Genomic DNA, 15,873 nt, shown 5'->3' with positions numbered 1-15,873 from the left:
ACCCTCGGTCGATGACAGGACGGGGCGGACCCTAGGGCGCCCCCTTCCGGCTGTCGATGCGGCGGCGGCGCGCAAGAAAAACCCGCCGGAGCCCTGCGGCCCCGACGGGTCATTCCGGCATCGATGTCGGTCGGCCCTAGTGGGCGACGCCGTTCCAGATCCGGCGGTAGCTCACATAGGTGACGCCCGCGAACAGGAACAGGAAGATCAGCACGCCCAGACCGGCCTGCTTGCGCTGGACCTGTTTGGGGTCCGAGGCCCAGGCGATATAGGCGGCCACGTCCTTGGCCATCTGGTCGACCGAGGCGTCGGTGCCGTCGTCATAGGTGACCTGACCGTCGCGCAGCGGGTTCGGCATGGCGATGAAGCCCCCCGGCGGCACATGGGCGCCCTCGGGCATGAAGGGCGTCAGGTCGCCGGCCATATAGACGTTGTAGTACTGGCCCGGCCGGATCTGCAGACCCGTCGGGACCGCCTCATAGCCGGTCAGCAGCGAATAGATGTAGTTGGCTCCGCCGTGCCGGGCCTTGGCCATCACCGACAGGTCGGGCGGCGCCGCCCCGCCGTTCGCCGCGGCCGCGGCCGTGGCGTTCGGATAGGGACTGGGGAAGCGGTCGGCGGCGGTGCCGTCGCGCATCACCGGCTCGCCGGTTTCGGTGTCGATGTCCGCGATCTGGACTTCCTTGGCCAGCGCCTTGACGAAGCGGTTCTCGGCCGGATTGGCCTGATGCGCGTCGTAGAAGGGCCCGCCCGGCTCGGCCAGGGTGCGGAAATGCATGAGGTTCATGCTGTGGCAGGACGAGCAGACCTCGCGGTAGACCTTGTAGCCCCGCTGCAGCTGGCCCTGCTGGAATGCGCCGAACGGACCGTCGAAGCTGAAGCCGCCGTCGCGCAGCTCGTGAGCCTTGCCGGCGGCGAGGGCCGGCGTCGCCGCCAGCGCGATGCCGGCGGCGGCGGCGATCAGGACCAGGGTCTTCTTCATGGCGCGGATATTCGTCTGGAGGATCATGGTCGCGATCAGCCCTTCTTCTCGGGCGAGGCCGGGGCCGCCGCCGTCATGGCGTCGCCGCCCGACAGCACCGGTTCCGAGATCGTCGCCGGAATGGGCTTCGGCCTCTCGCGCAGGCCGACCAGCGGCATGATGATCAGGAAGAAGGCGAAGTAGTAGAGCGTCGCGAACCGGGTCAGCCACAGATAGCTGTTCAGATCGCCGTCGATCAGGATGAAGGTCTTGAAGGTCCCGATCACCGGCGCGTCAGGCAGCTGCGCGCCGCACCAGCCCAGGATCAGGCCGACGATGACGAAGATGATGAAGAAGGTCCGCATGGTCGGGCGGTAGCGCATCGAGCGCACCTTGGACGTATCCAGCCACGGCAGGATGAACAGCACGCCGATCGAGCCGAACATCGCCACCACGCCGCCGAACTTGTCCGGAACGGCGCGCAGGATGGCGTAGAACGGCAGCATGTACCACTCGGGCACGATGTGCGCCGGCGTCACCAGCGGGTTGGCCGGAATGTAGTTGTCGGCATGGCCCAGGGCGTTCGGCATGAAGAAGACGAACAGGGCGAACAGGATCATGAACAGGATGATGGCGAAGCCGTCCTTGACCGTGAAATACGGGTGGAACGGCACCATGTCCTTCTTCTCCCGATCCTTGGGGATCAGGATGCCGACGGGGTTGTTCTGACCGGCCGCGTGCAGGGCCCAGAGGTGCAGGACCACGCAGCCCGCGATCACGAACGGCAGCAGATAGTGCAGCGAGAAGAAGCGGTTCAGGGTGGCGTTGTCGATCGCCGGGCCGCCGCGCAGCCAGATCAGGATCGGCTCGCCGATGACCGGGATGGCCCCGATCAGATTGGTGATCACCTCGGCGCCCCAGTAGGACATCTGGCCCCACGGCAGGACGTAGCCCAGGAAGGCGGTGGCGATCATCAGGAAGAAGATCAGGCAGCCGACGATCCAGATCATCTCCCGCGGCGCCTTGTACGAGCCGTAGTACAGCCCGCGCAGCATGTGCAGATAGACCGCGATGAAGAACATCGAGGCCCCGTTGGCGTGGGTGTAGCGGATCAGGTCGCCGCCGTTGACGTCACGCATGATGCGCTCGACCGAGGCGAAGGCCATTTCGGTGTTGGGCACATAGTGCATGGCCAGGATGACGCCCGTGGCGATCTGCACGACGAGGCAGAGGGCCAGAATGCCGCCGAAGGTCCACCAGTAGTTGAGGTTCCTCGGGGTCGGCAGCGACATGTAGTCGGCTCCGAAGCGGATGATCGGCAGCCGGGTGTCGAGCCATTTCTCGACGCCGGTCTTGGGGACGTAGGTGGATTCGTGATCGCTCATCGGTCTCGCCCTCAGCCGATCTTGATGCGGGTGTCGGAGAGGTAGTCATACTCCGGCACGACGAGGTTCTTGGGCGCGGGGCCCTTACGGATGCGGCCCGAGGTGTCGTAGTGCGAGCCGTGGCAGGGGCAGAACCAGCCGCCGAAATCGCCCGCGCCGAACGTCGGGATGCAGCCCAGGTGGGTGCAGTTGCCCAGCAGCACCAGATACTGCTGGTGACCGGCCTTGATGCGGTCGGCGTCGGTCTGGGGGTCCTTCAGGGCCGACAGCGGCGTCGCCACGGCTTCCTGGATTTCCCTGGGCGTGCGGTAACGCACGAACACCGGCTTGCCCTGCCACTTGATGACGACCTGCTGGCCCTCCTGGACCTTGCTCATGTCGAATTCGATCGACGCCAGCGCCAGGGTGTCGGCGGCGGGGTTCATCGAATTGATCAGCGGCCAGACCAGCATGGCCCCGGCGCCGACGGCGGCCGCGCCGGCCGCGATGTGGATGAAGTCCCGGCGGGAGGCGTCGCCGCCTTCACCGTTCTCAGTCACGACCGATTCGGCCACGTCTTACTCCTCGTACGCCGTGTTCCGCGCCCGAACAGGGACGCGGCGGGATCGGCATGGATGCTTTAGCGCCTTCCCTTCGGTCTGACCCGGCCCGGCGTTGCGGCTCATCGCCGCAAACTGCGTCGCTTCGTTGAGAAACAGTCGCAATTCGAGCCGCGACAGACCCCCAGGCCGCGCGTATGAGGGCCTTAGAATGCGTCTCGCCCTTTTTCAACCAGCCATTCCGCAGAACGTGGGCGCCTGCATCCGCCTGGGCGCCTGTTTCAGGGTGGAATTGCACGTCATCGAGCCGACCGGCTTCCGTTTCGACGACCGGGCGATGAAGCGCGCGGCGCTGGACTACGGCCCTCTCGGCCATATGACGCGGCACGCCGACTGGGAGGCCTTCCAGCGCGATCGCGGCCCGGGACGGCTGGTCCTGTTCACGACGAGGGGCGCGACGCCCCTGAACGAATTCGTCTTCCGCCCCGACGATGTCCTGCTGTTCGGCAGCGAACCCTCTGGCGCGCCGGATCTTGTTCACGACGCCGCCGACGCCCGCGTCGTGATTCCCATCCGGCCGGAGGCCCGCTCGCTGAACCTGTCGGTCTCGGCCGGGATCGCCCTGTGGGAAGGGCTACGGCAGACGCGCCCCTGATCCCTCGCGGGACGGAAGAGGATCGACTACCCCGGCGCGCCCTCGACCGCGATGACGGCCAGACCCGGCCGCTCGCCCTTCCGGCGCTCCGCCACCGCCTCCACCGCCCGCATGACCCGCAGCACATTCTCCCCCGCCAGCTTGCGGATATCCGCCTCGGTCCAGCCCGCGGCCATCAGGGCCGCCAGCAGGCGCGGATAGCCGTCCACCCCTTCCAGCCCGACCGGCAGGGCGTCCACCCCGTCGAAATCGCCGCCCAGGCCGACGTGATCGATCCCGGCGACCTCGCGCACATGCTGGATGTGGGCGACCACGTCGGCGATCGTCGCCGTCGGGATCGGATGCGCCGCCGTCCACGCCGCCAGCCCGTCGGTGACCGCCTTGGGGTCGCCGGGGTTCAGCGACTTCAGCCGCGCATCTTCCGCCGCCCGACCCGCGTTCCACGCCCGCACCGTCTCCGAGACGAAGCCCGGCACGAAGGTGACCATCACCACCCCGCCGTCCTCCGGCATCAACCGCAACACGCTGTCGGGCACATTGCGCGGATGGGCCGTCACCGCCCGCGCCGAGGAGTGGGAGAAGATCACCGGGGCCTCGGACACGCGCATGGCGTCCAGCATGGTCTCCTCCGAGACGTGGCTCAGGTCGACCATCATCCCCAGCCGGTTCATCTCGCGCACCACCTGCTCGCCGAACGGAGACAGGCCGCCCCATTTCGGCGCGTCGGTGGCGCTGTCGGCCCATGAGGTCGTCTTGCTGTGGGTCAGGGTGATGTAGCGCGCGCCGGCGTCGAAGAACTCGCGCAGCAGGCCCAGGGAATCATCGATCGAATAGCCGCCCTCCATGCCGATCAGGCTGGCGATCCTGCCGCGGCGGTGGATGCGCTGGACATCGTCGGCGGTGGTCGCCAGCTCGAACACGTCCGGATGGGCGGCGACGATCCGCTTGACCGTGTCGATCTGTTCGAAGGTCTCTCGCGCCGCCTCGGTCGGCGTCAGGGTCGCCGGCACATAGACCGACCAGAACTGGCCGCCGACGCCGCCGGCCCGCAGACGCGGGATGTCGGTGTGCAGGTCGGTCGAGGCGTCCAGATTGGCGCCCAGATCCACGGCGTAGGGGTCGTTCCCGTGTTTCTCGCGCAGGGCCCAGGGCAGGTCGTTGTGGCCGTCGACCAGCGGCGTGCGCTCCAGTATCCGCCGCGCCCTCGCCTCGCCTGCCGCGTCCTGGGCCAGAACCGGCCCCGCCATCAGAACGACGGCGACCGTGGTCAAAAGGACGGTGCGGATCATGACGGGGTTCTCCGGAACAGCGACGCCGGACATTGGCAGACGCGACGGGCTTGGCAAGCGCCCTGCATAGTCCTCTCCCGGGGGGAGAGAGGAGGCCCGCTTCTCCCCTCGAGCCAGACCCGGTACAGGACCCGGCATGACCGACGCCGCAAACTCACCGCTGGATCAACGCAAGGCCGAGGCCCGCGCCTGGTTCGAAACCCTGCGCGACCGAATCCACGCGGGCTTCGAGGCGCTGGAGGACGCGGCTCCCGCCGACCTCTTCCCCGGCGAGCCCGGCCGTTTCGTCCGCACCCCCTGGACGCGGCCCGAAGGCGGCGGCGGCGTCATGGGCATGATGCACGGGCGGCTGTTCGAGAAGGTCGGGGTCCACGTCTCGACCGTCCATGGAACCTTCCCCGCCGACTATGCGAAAACGGTGCCCGGCGCGGCCGAGGACCCCCGCTTCTTCGCCACGGGCATCAGCCTGATCGCCCATCCGGTCAGTCCGCGCGTGCCGGCTGTGCATATGAACACCCGCTTCATCGCCACGACAAAGGCCTGGTTCGGCGGCGGCGGCGACCTGACGCCGGTGCTGGACGTGGACCGTCGGCCCGAGGCGCCCGACACCCTCGCCTTCCACGCCGCCATGAAGGCCGCCTGCGACGCCCATCACCCAGACTGGCACGCGCGTTTCAAACAATGGTGCGACGAATATTTCTGGCTGCCCCACCGCAATGAGCCGCGCGGCACGGGGGGCATCTTCTACGACCATCACGACAGCGGCGACTATGCGAAGGACTTCGCCTTCACCCGCGATGTCGGGACCCGCTTCCTCGAGGCCTATTCCGGCATCGTCGCCGGCCGCATGGCCGAGCCCTGGACGACCGAAGAGCGAGAGGAACAGCTGGTGCGGCGCGGCCGCTACGTCGAGTTCAACCTGCTGTACGACCGGGGCACGATGTTCGGCCTGAAGACCGGCGGCAACGTCGAGTCGATTCTCAGCTCCATGCCGCCCGTGGTGAAATGGCCCTAGGGCTCAGGCCGCCTCGCGCCGCGTCTCGGCGCCCAGCGCCGATGCGATCGCCTCGAACAGGCTGACCAGGGTCACCGGCTTGGTCAGATGGCCATCGGCGCCCGCGGCCCGGCCGGCGGCCACATGCTCGGCCATGGCGTTGGCGGTCAGCATCACGACCGGCGTCCGCGTCAGGCCCCGCGCCGCCTCGATCGCGCGGATCTCCCGCGTCGCGGTCAGGCCGTCCATGACCGGCATCTGCATATCCATCAGCACCAGGTCGAACCTGTCGGCCGCGAAGGCGTCGACCGCCTGCTGCCCGTCCTCGACCGTCTTCAGCTCCATCGCCGTCGCGGCCAGCATGATTTCGATCACCTTGCGATTGGCCGGGTGATCGTCGGCCAGCAGGATGCGCAGCGGCGTCGCGGCGATATCCGCCCCCGCCGGTTCCGCCTCGGTTCCGGCCTGTGCAGCGCGCGGCATCGGAATGTCGAACCAGAAGGTCGAGCCCTTGCCCGGCGCGCTGTCGCACTCGAGCGCGGTCCCGCCCATCAGCCCGACCAGGGCGTTCGAGATCGTCAGCCCCAGGCCGGTGCCGCCGTAGCGGCGGGTGATCGAGCCGTCGGCCTGCTGGAAGCGCCGGAAGATGCGGCTCTTCTGATCGGGATCGAAGCCCACCCCCGTGTCGGTGACCCTGAAGACGACGCGGTCGTCCAGCGTCGACATCACCGACAGGCGCACCGAGCCGGAAGAGGTGAACTTCAGCGCATTGCTGACCAGATTGGTCAGCACCTGCCGGACGCGAACCATGTCGCCCAGGACGGGTCCGCTCAGCGCCTCGTCGAACTCGACCACCATGGCCACGCCCTGGTCCTCGGCCTTGACCCGCCACAGGGCGGCGACGTCGTTGACCGACTGCTCCAGATCGAAGGGCGCGGGCTCGAACGTCAGCTGGCCGGACTCGATCTTGGCGCTGTCGAGGATGTCGGACAGCAGCCGTTCCAGCGTCGCGCCGGACGACCGGATCAGCTCGACCATCTCGTGCTCCTCCGGCTGCAGGTCGCGGCGCGCCAGGGTGTCGGCCATCGACACGACCCCGTTCAGGGGCGTGCGGATCTCGTGGCTCATATTGGCGAGGAATTCGCTCTTGGCCCGGTTCGCCTCCTCGGCCCGCCGCTGGGCGAGGCGCAGGATCCGGCCCTGCCGCGATTGCCACGCAAGGGTCGCGACGGCGAAGAGCAGAAAGATCACGCCGATGGCGATGACCGCCCGCTGCAGCCCGGTATAGGACCGCGCCGTCTCCAGCTGCAGCCGGCGCTCGGCCAGCTGCAGCTGCATGTCGCCGGTCACCTGGTGAATGCCCGCGCTGTAGCTGCGCGCCGCGGCGATTTCGCTCTCCATCATATGCGCCCTGAGGGTGCGGAACGCCTCTTCGGGGCGACCCTCGGCGAACAGCACCTCGGCCTCGACGTGATCGACCTCGGACTGGATGCCCGTCCCGATCTCCAGCCGGCGCAGCGCGTCCACATCGCGGCGGGCCCCCGCGATCTGTCCGGTCCGGGCCCGGGCGATGGCCCGCAGGGGCAGGGCTTCGGTGGCGACGAACGCCGCCTCGCCGAGAGATTCTCCGTATGGCTCCAGACAGGCCAGAACCGCGCGGGGCTCGTTGCGGGCGTTGGCGACGGTGGCGCACAGGCTGGCGTCATAGACCGACAGCGTCGTCAGTCCCGCCCGCTCGGCAAGTCGGTGGTGGGCGGCGTAGAATCGGGCCGCGCGCTCCCCGTCGCCGACCTTCACGGCCATCATGGCGAGGTTGTACAGGCTGTCGAAATCCGGCCGTGGGTAGGCCGGGTTGGAATAGTCGATCTCGAATTTGCGGAAGGCGTCCGCCGCCCCCGCGACGTCGTTCAGCTGCTTCAGCCCCATGCCGGTCATTTCCCAGATCCCCGCCTGGGCGGTGGCGGCGAAGGGATCGTTCTCGGGAATACTGGCCTGCGCCTGGGCCAGCAGTTCCAGCCCCTCCCCGACCTTGCCCTCGTCGATCAGGGCCAAGGCCGTCAGGCGGGCGGCGTGAGTGCTGACAAACCAGTCCTCGCCCATTTCCGCTGTCCAGCGCAGCTCGGCCGTGACGCCGGTGTCGCCCCGATCATAGCGGATGGCGAGGACGTTCAGCCTGGCGATATCCTGGTACCGCTCGTCGCCCTGTCGCTCCGCCGCCTCGGCCAGCCGGCGGTTCCACAGCCCGGCCTTGTCAAAATCCCCCTGGTTCAGGATCGTCCAGGTGACGTGATAGAGCCGGTTGAGGCCTTCACGATCCCTCCGGAGCAGGGCGGCCTCGCCGAACCGGTCCAGCGCCGCGAAATCGGTGGATCCGGCCCGCGCCTCCACGAATCGCGCCAGCCGCAGGGCGTCATCGGGCGCGTCCCGGGTCACCGCCGCTGGCTGGGCCATCACGGCCGGCGCGGAGCCGACAACGGCAGCGGCGGCCAGAAGCGCGACGACGACACGGATAAGCAACATTGGAATTCCGACTGTGTCGCCCTTCGTCGCACGGCATGTATTGAGCAAGCTTTAGCGAACGACGCCTATCCCGTGAGACGCCGCCGCGGTCGAATCGCGGCGGCGACCCGGCGCGAATGGGGAACCGGGAGACTCGCAGCTCACGATCCGCTAGACGCCCGCCATGACCGACAAAGATCCCGTGGTCCTGATCAACGTCTATCGCTGCGATCCGGCGAAGATGGACGCGCTGATGGAGCAGCTGACCGTCATGGTCCGCGCCCAGCGCGGGGCCGACGGCTTCCTGTCCGCCACCCTGCACCGCGGCCTGAGCGGCAAGGTGGCCGCCGTTCACGCCGTCTGGCGCAGCCGCGAGGACTGGAAGGCCATGACCCGGCTGCCCGCGGTCAACGCCGCCATGGAGCCGATCATGGCCGTCGCAACGTTCGAACCCCACCTGTACGAGGCGGGCGAAGTCTTCGACCCGGCCTAGGTGAACCAGACGTCGGCCCTGGCTCCCGCCTCGCCCAGGGTCCCGGCGACCCAGCCACAGATCTCGCGCGCCGCCGCCTCGGCCCCGGCGGGTGGATTGAGGATCACCACCGCGCAGCCGTTCATCCGCATGGGATCGGTCAGCGGACGCAGACGCGCCTCGGCGACCAGAACCCGCCGGGCGCCCGCCTGATCCAGACGCCGCAGGAAACCGTCGAAGGTTTCGAGGTCCTTCAGCGGCGTCCAGATCGCCACCGTGGCCCGGGCGTCGGCGCGGACAATGGCGGCGCCGGTATCGGCCGCGCGGACATAGTCGTCAGGCTTCTCGAACGGGGGGTCGATCAACACCAGCGGTCCCGTCGCTTCCGCCGCCCAGGCGCCGGCCTGGTCATAGCCGTCCCCGCCTACGGCCGCGGCTTCGGGATACGGAGCCAGCGCTTCGTTGAGCAGCGCCAGCACCGGCGGGTTCAGCTCGAAGCCGACGTAGCGGTCATCCTCGCGCAGCGCCCCGGCGACCAGCAGGGGCGAGCCGGGATAGAGGTTCGCTCCGCCGTTCGGGTTCAGCCGCGCCACGGCGGCGGCCAGGGCTTCGATCAACGGCGGGCGGCCTTCGGCCGCCATCAGCCGGGCCACCCCGGCCTCGGCCTCCCGGGACCGCGCGGCGTCGCCGGTCAGGTCGTAGAGTCCGGCCCCGGCATGGGTGTCGATGACCGTGAGAGGACCGTCCGCGCCCCGTCGTTCGAGCAGCCAGAGCAGCAGGGCGTGCTTGACCAGGTCGGCGAAATTTCCGGCGTGAAAGCTGTGTCGATAGTTCATGCGCGCTTCCGTCGTCCCCCCCGCCGTCGCGGTCAAGGGCGGGACGGGAACCGACGCCTCCGCCCATCGTTCGGCGACGCGACCCGGAGTGCAAAGTGAGCCGCCATCTGTTCTTCTGACCGCCCGCTCCTTCCGTGCGAGGTGGAAGCGTGACCGCCGTCGAAACGGCGCGCGAGATTCCGCCAGGCCTGACCTATTGCAACGACGAGCAGCCGGGCATCCGGCGCACCGCCTCGGGCAAGGGCTTCAGCTATCGCGGTCGGGACGGCGCGGTGATCCGCGACGCCTCCGTTCTGGATCGCATCCGGGCGCTGGCCATCCCTCCGGCCTGGACCGATGTCTGGATCTGCCCCCGCGCGTCCGGCCACATCCAGGCCACGGGCCGCGATGTGAAGGGCCGCAAGCAATACCGCTATCACGGCGGCTGGAGCAGCCATGCTTCAGAGGCCAAGTTCGAACGCCTCCCGGCCTTCGCCCGCGCCCTGCCCAGGCTGCGCAAGCGGGTCGAGACCGACCTCAACAGGCGTGGCGTGTCGCGCGACAAGGTGCTGGCCACTGCGGTCCGGCTGCTGGAGATCACCCTGATCCGGGTCGGCAACGCCCAGTATGCGAAGCAGAATCGCTCCTATGGCCTGACCACGCTGAACAAGCGCCATCTCGACCTCGATGGCGCGGCCCTGACCTTCGCCTTCAAGGGCAAGAGCGGGGTCGAGCATGAGGTGAAGGTGCGGGACCGCCGCCTCGCCACCGTGGTGCGCTCCCTGCGCGAGCTGCCGGGCCAGCAACTGTTCAAGTATCGCGACGCCGGGGGTCAGCTGTGCGCCATCAGTTCCGACGATGTGAACGCCTATATTCGCGAGGCCATGGGCGAGCAGTTTTCGGCCAAGGATTTCCGCACCTGGGCGGGCACAGTGTCGGCGGCCCGGGCGCTGCGAGAGATGGACCCGCCCGCCTCTCCGACGGAGGCGAAGAGCAAGATCACCGTCTGCGTGAAATCAGTCGCCGGCCTGCTGGGCAATACGCCGACGGTGTGCCGGTCGTCGTACGTACATCCAAAAGTGTTCGAGCTGTTCGAGCGCGGTGAACTCGCCGGCGCCCTGCCCGGAGCTGACGCCGCCGGGTTCGAAAAGGCCCTGATCAGGACATTGACCTGAAGACGATGTAACTAGGATTCGGACAGAACGTCGGTTTACGAAGGCGCCGTTTGTCGGAGGGATCCAAGCGAATGTCAGTCTCGAACAACTTTTTGCGCCTCGGCGTGCTGTCGGCCCTGGTCGGCATGTCGCTCGGCGTCTGGATGGGCGCGAACCAGGACTTTGTGCTCAGGCCGGTGCACGCCCACATCAACCTGATCGGCTTCGCCTCCATGATGCTGTTCGGCCTGTTCTACCGATCATTCCCTGCGTCGGCGCAAGGCTGGCTGCCCAGGGCGCACTTCGTCCTCTCGGTGCTGGGCTTCCTGATCCTGATGCCGTGTCTGACCTTGATGCTGCTCGGCAGGCCGGTTTTCATGCCGGCGATGATCGCCTCGGAGATCATGCTGGTCTCATCGATGCTTATGTTCGTCGTCATCGTCTTCATGGCGACGCTCAAGAACGGCGAACCGACCGCCGCCTGACCCTTCAGGCCGTCGCCCAGTAGCCGCGGCTGCGGGCGCTGACCGGCGCCCGCGTCGTCTCGACCCGCGACAGGATCGCAGCCTTGAAGGCGTCCGCTTCGGCGTCTCCGACCAGCAGCCGCAACGACCGGATGATCCGGGTGATCCGCAGGTGGTTGTGGTCGTTCGGCATCAGCCAGTCGTGAGTGGCGCGATAGAAGACGTCCATCCGGTCCGTCGCCGCAGCGAGCGCGATCTGGGCCATGCCGGAGTCCCGGATCGCCTCGACCTCGGCATCCGTCAGCACCGGCGCATCCGGCATGGCGCCCGACGGCTCCCGCAAGGGGAACAGCCACTGGATGTAGTCGTGGGTCTGCTCCAGCGCGACGTTATCCATGGCCAGCACATCGAACAGCGTGCGGCCCCGGGCGTCCGGCCCTTCGCCTTCGAGAAAGGCCGTTATGGCGCCGGGCGCGGCCATGGGTCCGGCCTCAGGCCGCCTTGTCCCAGTTCAGCACCACCTTGCCGGACTGGCCCGACCGCATGGCCTCGAAACCCTCCTCGAAACGCTCGTAGCTCATCTGATGGGTGATCAGCGGGGTCAGGTCGAGGCCGGCCTTGAGCAGGCCCAGCATCTTGCGCCAGGTGGTGAACATCTCGCGCCCGTAGACGCCCTTGATGGTCAGGGCCTTGAGGATGATCGCGCCCCAGTCGGTCTCCATCGGCTTCGACGGAATACCCAGCATGGCCATGCCGCCGCCCATGATCAGGGTGTCGACGCACTGTCTGAAGGCGATCGGCGAGCCGGACATCTCCAGCGCCACGTCGAAGCCGACCTTGAGGCCGAGCTCGTGCATGACGTCCTTCAGATCCTCGCGGGTCGTGTTCACGGTCCGCACGCCCGGCGCCACCTTCTGCGCCAGCTCCAGACGGAAGTCGTTGATGTCGGTCAGGACCACGGTGCGGGCGCCGGCGTGGCGGGCCACGGCGGCGGCCATCATGCCGATGGGTCCGGCCCCGGTGACCAGCACATCCTCGCCCAGCAGGTCGAACTGCTGCGCCGTGTGCACGGCGTTGCCGAACGGATCGAGGATGGAGCCGATCTCCCAGGGCACGTCGTCGGGCAGTTCGATGACATTGAAGGCCGGGGCGACGACGAACTCGGCGAAGGCGCCCTGGCGGTTGACGCCGATGCCGCGGGTGTGCGGATCGAGGTGGAAATGGCCCGCCCGGGCCGCCTCGGAGTTCAGGTCGATGACATGCCCCTCGGCCGAGACGCGGGCGCCAATCTTCAGGGGCCGGTCGACGTCCTTGCCGATGGCGACGATCTCGCCCGAGAACTCATGGCCGGTGATCATGGGAACCGGGACGTTCTTCCGGGACCACTCGTCCCAGTTCCAGATGTGGATGTCGGTGCCGCACACGGCGGTGCGCTTGACGCGGATCAGCACATCCTCGGCGCCGGCGACCGGGATCGGAGCGTCGATCAGCTCGAGGCCGACGCCCGGCTTCGTCTTGGCCAGGGCCTTCATGGTGTCGGTCATGCGATAACTCCCAATTCCTTGCCGGCCGTCGTGAACGCCGCGACCGTTTGATCAATCTGTTCGAAGGTGTGCGCCGCCGACATCTGGGTGCGGATGCGGGCCTGGCCGCGCGGCACCACCGGGAAGCTGAAGCCGATGACGTAGACGCCGAGCTCCAGGGCCCGGGCGGCGAAGTCCTGGGCCAGCTTCGCGTCGTTCAGCATGACCGGGATGATCGGATGCTCGCCGGGCAGCAGGGTGAAGCCGGCCTCGGTCATGGCGGCGCGATAGCGGACGGCGTTGGCGAACAGCTGTTTGCGCAGGGCGTCGCCCTCGTCGCCCCCGGCGATGCGGATGGCCTCGAGGCTGGAGCCGCAGACGGCCGGGGCCAGGGCGTTGGAGAACAGATAGGGCCGGGCCCGCTGCTTCAGCAGGGCCACGACCTCGGAGGTCGCGCAGATGAAGCCGCCCATGGCTCCGCCCAGCGCCTTGCCGAAGGTGCCGGTCAGGAAGTCGATCTCGACCCCGTGGTGGGCGTAGGAGCCGCGCCCCTGCGGGCCGAGGAAGCCAGTGGCGTGGCAGTCGTCGACCATGATCAGGGCGTCGTACTTGTCGGCCAGCGCCCGGATGTCCTTCAGCTTTGCGATATAGCCATCCATCGAGAAGGCGCCGTCGGTGGCGATGACGATCTCGCGCGCGCCGTCGGCCCGGGCCTGTTTCAGCTGGGTCTCGAGGTCGTTCATGTCGGAGTTGGCGAAGCGGTAGCGTTTGGCCTTGCACAGCCGCACGCCGTCGATGATCGAGGCATGGTTCAGACTGTCCGAGACGATGGCGTCCTCAGCCCCGAACAGGGGTTCGAACAGGCCGCCGTTGGCGTCAAAGGCGGCGGCGAACAGGATCGTGTCCTCAAAGCCGAGGTAGTCGGCGACGGACCGTTCCAATTCCTTGTGGATCTCCAGCGTGCCGCAGATGAAGCGGACCGAGGCCGTGCCGGCGCCCCATTTTTCCTGCGCCCTGATTCCGGCCTGGGTCACCCGCTCGTCGCCGGCGAGGCCGAGATAGTTGTTGGCGCAGAAATTGAGGACGTCGCGCCCGCCGACCTTGATCACCGGCCCCTGCCGGGAGGCGATGATCCGCTCGGGCTTGGTCAGCCCCTGGGCGTCGATGTCGGCGAGTTCCGCGCGCACGCGGTCATGGAAGGTCGCTGTCATGGGCGCTCCGCTAGGCCATTTTTCGTGCGGTTTGAACCCCCGCCGAACGGGCGGCTCAACCTCCGGGAGCCGGGGCCGGTTCAGCCACGGCCCGGAACGGGCTGATCTGGATGCGGCCGCCGCATGGCGTGAAGGTCTGGGACAGCGTCGCGGGCGAGGTGTCGCCCGGCGCGAGGGCGCGAATGCGGGCGGCGCTGGGGCAGGCCGTCTCGCCCTTCGCCTCGTTGGGGACCACCGTCCACGCCACATCAAAGAAGGCCTTCGCCTGCGGCTGGAGGGAGACCGGCTCGGGCGACTGGCCCGTGCGCAGATAGCTGCCGGGATTCTGCTCCGAGCGGACGGTCGTCAGGTCGCGGCCCCGGGCGTCCTGCAGCGTCACGGTCGGATAGCCGGTCAGGCTGCAGACCTGGGCGCCGACATTCTGGACGCCGACGATGGTGACGCGATGGCCCATGCCGGCGTCGCCGCCGTCCGCCGACAGCTTCAGTTGCGGCCCCTTGCAGGGCGCGGCCGCGGGGGGCAGGGGCTCGCCGGTCAGGGCGTCGGGGGCGGGAGCCGGGCCCGGCGCGACGGGACCGGCCGCCGGCCGGCTGCAGCGCTCCAGCACGGCGACGGCGACATCCTGATTGGGGCCGAGGCGGCTAAGGGTCGCGCTCTCCTGACCCGCCGCGGTCGCGGTCTGCCATTCCAGGCCCGAGCCCGTGAAGCGCGCGCCAGAGGCGGCCTGAACGGCGCGCAGGGCGTAGGTCTGACCCTTCCAGGTCAGCTGCGCCGTGGCGGTGTCGGGCCAGACGACCGCGACGGACTGGCCGCTTTCGCAAGCGTAGCTGATCGGCGCTCCCAGGGGCCCGGCGGGGGCCGGAATCGGCTCGACCGGAGCCGTCGGCGGCGCCGCCGCCTCCTGCGTACAGCCGGCGGCGGCGATCAGGGCCAGGGACGAGACGATGGTGCAGGCGTTGCGAAGGCGGCGCATGGAAGCTCCACGGTTGGGTCTGCGGGTAACGTCAGCCAAGACCAAAGGCTCCGCCCGGACAAGGCCGCCTGCTGACGGCCTATGCCGTCAGCAGGCGGGGCAGTTTGAAGGCGACAGTCTCCCGCTCGCCATCGTCCTCGACGACGGTGGCGTCGAATCGGGCGCGAACGGCGTCGATCAGCTCCTCGATCAGCCGCTCGGGCGCCGAGGCGCCGGCGGTGATCCCGAGGGTGGAGACACCGTCCAGCCAGGACCAGTCGACCTGGGCCGCGTCATCGACCAGGCGTGCGTCGCGGGCCCCGGCGCGCAGGGCCACCTCGACCAGCCGCACGGAGTTGGATGAGTTGGCCGAGCCCACCACGAGAACCAGATCGCAACCCGCGCCCAGCCGCTTGACCGCCTCCTGGCGGTTGGTGGTGGCGTAGCAGATGTCCTCCTTGTGCGGGTCGGGCAGTTCGGGGAAGCGGCGCTTCAGCACCGACAGAATCTCGCTGGTGTCATCGACGGACAGGGTGGTCTGGGTGGCGTAGGCCAGCAGGGCGTCGCCGGGACGCTGGAACGCCTCGGCGTCGGCCGCCGTCTCCACCAGGCTGATGGCGTCGGCCGGCAGTTGGCCCATGGTGCCGACGACTTCGGGATGGCCGGCGTGACCGATCAGGATGATGTGGCGGCCGGCCGCGTGGTGACGCTCGGCCTCGACATGAACCTTGGAGACCAGCGGGCAGGTCGCGTCGAGATACAGCATCTCGCGCGCCCGGGCGGTGGCCGGCACCGACTTGGGCACGCCGTGGGCCGAGAACACCACGGGCCGGTCATCGGGGCAGTCGTCCAGTTCCTTGACGAAGACGGCGCCCATGGCCTTGAGCCGTTCGACCACATGCCGGTTGTGGACGATCTCGTGCCGCACATAGACGGGGGCGCCGTATTTCTCGAGCGCCA

At 68.6% G+C, this 15,873-nt stretch carries 16 protein-coding genes; 5 read left to right on the top strand and 11 right to left on the bottom strand.

Annotated elements, in window-relative coordinates:
• Positions 1–136: 136 nt before the first annotated feature.
• From WC555_RS09665 to petA, 3 genes are read right to left on the bottom strand one after another with little or no spacing between them, the layout of a single operon-like run.
• Positions 137–1,009 (bottom strand): cytochrome c1, encoded by an 873-nt coding sequence (locus WC555_RS09665; RefSeq protein WP_373253163.1) that lies wholly within the window; start codon positions 1,007–1,009, stop codon positions 137–139.
• An 8-nt stretch (positions 1,010–1,017) separates the two neighbouring features.
• Positions 1,018–2,346 (bottom strand): cytochrome bc complex cytochrome b subunit, encoded by a 1,329-nt coding sequence (locus WC555_RS09660; RefSeq protein WP_373253162.1) that lies wholly within the window; start codon positions 2,344–2,346, stop codon positions 1,018–1,020.
• An 11-nt stretch (positions 2,347–2,357) separates the two neighbouring features.
• Positions 2,358–2,900, bottom strand: coding sequence for a ubiquinol-cytochrome c reductase iron-sulfur subunit (gene petA / locus WC555_RS09655; RefSeq protein ID WP_373253160.1), 543 nt, complete (start codon positions 2,898–2,900; stop codon positions 2,358–2,360).
• A 196-nt stretch (positions 2,901–3,096) separates the two neighbouring features.
• On the opposite strand from petA, the gene WC555_RS09650 reads away from it, so the two are divergent.
• Positions 3,097–3,540: a tRNA (cytidine(34)-2'-O)-methyltransferase gene (locus WC555_RS09650; protein ID WP_373253157.1), complete on the top strand. Its 444-nt coding sequence runs from the start codon at positions 3,097–3,099 to the stop codon at positions 3,538–3,540.
• 26 nt (positions 3,541–3,566) lie between these two features.
• On the opposite strand, the gene WC555_RS09645 is transcribed toward WC555_RS09650, so the two are convergent.
• Positions 3,567–4,829, bottom strand: a complete 1,263-nt coding sequence (locus WC555_RS09645) for a dipeptidase (protein WP_373253155.1) — start codon at positions 4,827–4,829, stop codon at positions 3,567–3,569.
• Positions 4,830–4,965: 136 nt separating this feature from the next.
• Between WC555_RS09645 and hemF the strand changes: the two genes are divergently transcribed.
• A complete protein-coding gene (gene hemF / locus WC555_RS09640; RefSeq protein ID WP_373253153.1) occupies positions 4,966–5,844 on the top strand; it encodes an oxygen-dependent coproporphyrinogen oxidase in 879 nt (292 codons plus the stop codon).
• Between the two features lie 3 nt (positions 5,845–5,847).
• Here the strand turns inward: hemF and WC555_RS09635 are convergent, their stop codons facing one another.
• Positions 5,848–8,343 carry an ATP-binding protein gene (locus WC555_RS09635; protein WP_373253151.1) on the bottom strand — a complete coding sequence of 832 codons (2,496 nt, stop codon included), beginning with the start codon at positions 8,341–8,343 and terminating at the stop codon, positions 5,848–5,850.
• 163 nt (positions 8,344–8,506) lie between these two features.
• Here WC555_RS09635 and WC555_RS09630 point away from each other — a divergent pair, with 163 nt between their 5' ends.
• Positions 8,507–8,815, top strand: coding sequence for an antibiotic biosynthesis monooxygenase (locus tag WC555_RS09630; RefSeq protein WP_373253150.1), 309 nt, complete (start codon positions 8,507–8,509; stop codon positions 8,813–8,815).
• Here WC555_RS09630 and rlmJ read toward each other — a convergent pair.
• A complete protein-coding gene (gene rlmJ / locus WC555_RS09625) occupies positions 8,812–9,630 on the bottom strand; it encodes a 23S rRNA (adenine(2030)-N(6))-methyltransferase RlmJ (protein WP_373253148.1) in 819 nt (272 codons plus the stop codon). The genes WC555_RS09630 and rlmJ overlap by 4 nt on opposite strands.
• A gap of 149 nt (positions 9,631–9,779) precedes the next feature.
• Here rlmJ and WC555_RS09620 point away from each other — a divergent pair, with 149 nt between their 5' ends.
• Both WC555_RS09620 and WC555_RS09615 read left to right on the top strand, forming a co-directional pair.
• The gene (locus WC555_RS09620) at positions 9,780–10,784 is read left to right on the top strand and encodes a DNA topoisomerase IB (RefSeq protein ID WP_373253146.1); all 1,005 of its coding nucleotides are present in this window, start codon (positions 9,780–9,782) and stop codon (positions 10,782–10,784) included.
• 71 nt (positions 10,785–10,855) lie between these two features.
• The gene (locus WC555_RS09615; RefSeq protein WP_373253144.1) at positions 10,856–11,248 is read left to right on the top strand and encodes a hypothetical protein; all 393 of its coding nucleotides are present in this window, start codon (positions 10,856–10,858) and stop codon (positions 11,246–11,248) included.
• Between the two features lie 4 nt (positions 11,249–11,252).
• Here WC555_RS09615 and WC555_RS09610 read toward each other — a convergent pair whose 3' ends face one another.
• From WC555_RS09610 to ispH, 5 genes are all read right to left on the bottom strand, one after another.
• Positions 11,253–11,708, bottom strand: coding sequence for an opioid growth factor receptor-related protein (locus WC555_RS09610; protein ID WP_373253143.1), 456 nt, complete (start codon positions 11,706–11,708; stop codon positions 11,253–11,255).
• A gap of 10 nt (positions 11,709–11,718) precedes the next feature.
• Complete coding sequence (gene tdh / locus WC555_RS09605; protein WP_373253226.1) at positions 11,719–12,759, bottom strand: L-threonine 3-dehydrogenase; 1,041 nt, start codon at positions 12,757–12,759, stop codon at positions 11,719–11,721.
• Between the two features lie 8 nt (positions 12,760–12,767).
• Positions 12,768–13,961, bottom strand: a complete 1,194-nt coding sequence (locus WC555_RS09600; RefSeq protein WP_373253141.1) for a glycine C-acetyltransferase — start codon at positions 13,959–13,961, stop codon at positions 12,768–12,770.
• 55 nt (positions 13,962–14,016) lie between these two features.
• Positions 14,017–14,934: a DUF4232 domain-containing protein gene (locus tag WC555_RS09595; RefSeq protein ID WP_373253139.1), complete on the bottom strand. Its 918-nt coding sequence runs from the start codon at positions 14,932–14,934 to the stop codon at positions 14,017–14,019.
• Positions 14,935–15,013: 79 nt separating this feature from the next.
• Positions 15,014–15,873 (bottom strand): 4-hydroxy-3-methylbut-2-enyl diphosphate reductase (ispH, locus tag WC555_RS09590; RefSeq protein WP_373253138.1); only part of this gene is annotated, 860 nt, incomplete at its 5' end.

The organism is Brevundimonas sp. (assembly GCF_041648615.1).
Lineage (GTDB): Bacteria > Pseudomonadota > Alphaproteobacteria > Caulobacterales > Caulobacteraceae > Brevundimonas.
The sequence above is the reverse complement of the archived record's forward strand: the minus strand, read 5'-3'. Positions and strand labels throughout refer to the sequence as shown.

What these genes read in the sequence shown, in the direction of transcription:
- WC555_RS09660 (WP_373253162.1), bottom strand. Translation starts at nt 2,346, where the DNA reads ATGAGCGATCACGAATCCACCTACGTCCCCAAGACCGGCGTCGAGAAA.
- WC555_RS09595 (WP_373253139.1), bottom strand. Translation starts at nt 14,934, where the DNA reads ATGCGCCGCCTTCGCAACGCCTGCACCATCGTCTCGTCCCTGGCCCTG.
- tdh (WP_373253226.1), bottom strand. Translation starts at nt 12,759, where the DNA reads ATGAAGGCCCTGGCCAAGACGAAGCCGGGCGTCGGCCTCGAGCTGATC.
- WC555_RS09635 (WP_373253151.1), bottom strand. Translation starts at nt 8,343, where the DNA reads ATGTTGCTTATCCGTGTCGTCGTCGCGCTTCTGGCCGCCGCTGCCGTT.
- WC555_RS09610 (WP_373253143.1), bottom strand. Translation starts at nt 11,708, where the DNA reads ATGGCCGCGCCCGGCGCCATAACGGCCTTTCTCGAAGGCGAAGGGCCG.
- hemF (WP_373253153.1), top strand. Translation starts at nt 4,966, where the DNA reads ATGACCGACGCCGCAAACTCACCGCTGGATCAACGCAAGGCCGAGGCC.
- WC555_RS09645 (WP_373253155.1), bottom strand. Translation starts at nt 4,829, where the DNA reads ATGATCCGCACCGTCCTTTTGACCACGGTCGCCGTCGTTCTGATGGCG.
- rlmJ (WP_373253148.1), bottom strand. Translation starts at nt 9,630, where the DNA reads ATGAACTATCGACACAGCTTTCACGCCGGAAATTTCGCCGACCTGGTC.
- WC555_RS09600 (WP_373253141.1), bottom strand. Translation starts at nt 13,961, where the DNA reads ATGACAGCGACCTTCCATGACCGCGTGCGCGCGGAACTCGCCGACATC.
- WC555_RS09665 (WP_373253163.1), bottom strand. Translation starts at nt 1,009, where the DNA reads ATGATCCTCCAGACGAATATCCGCGCCATGAAGAAGACCCTGGTCCTG.
- WC555_RS09615 (WP_373253144.1), top strand. Translation starts at nt 10,856, where the DNA reads ATGTCAGTCTCGAACAACTTTTTGCGCCTCGGCGTGCTGTCGGCCCTG.
- WC555_RS09630 (WP_373253150.1), top strand. Translation starts at nt 8,507, where the DNA reads ATGACCGACAAAGATCCCGTGGTCCTGATCAACGTCTATCGCTGCGAT.
- WC555_RS09650 (WP_373253157.1), top strand. Translation starts at nt 3,097, where the DNA reads ATGCGTCTCGCCCTTTTTCAACCAGCCATTCCGCAGAACGTGGGCGCC.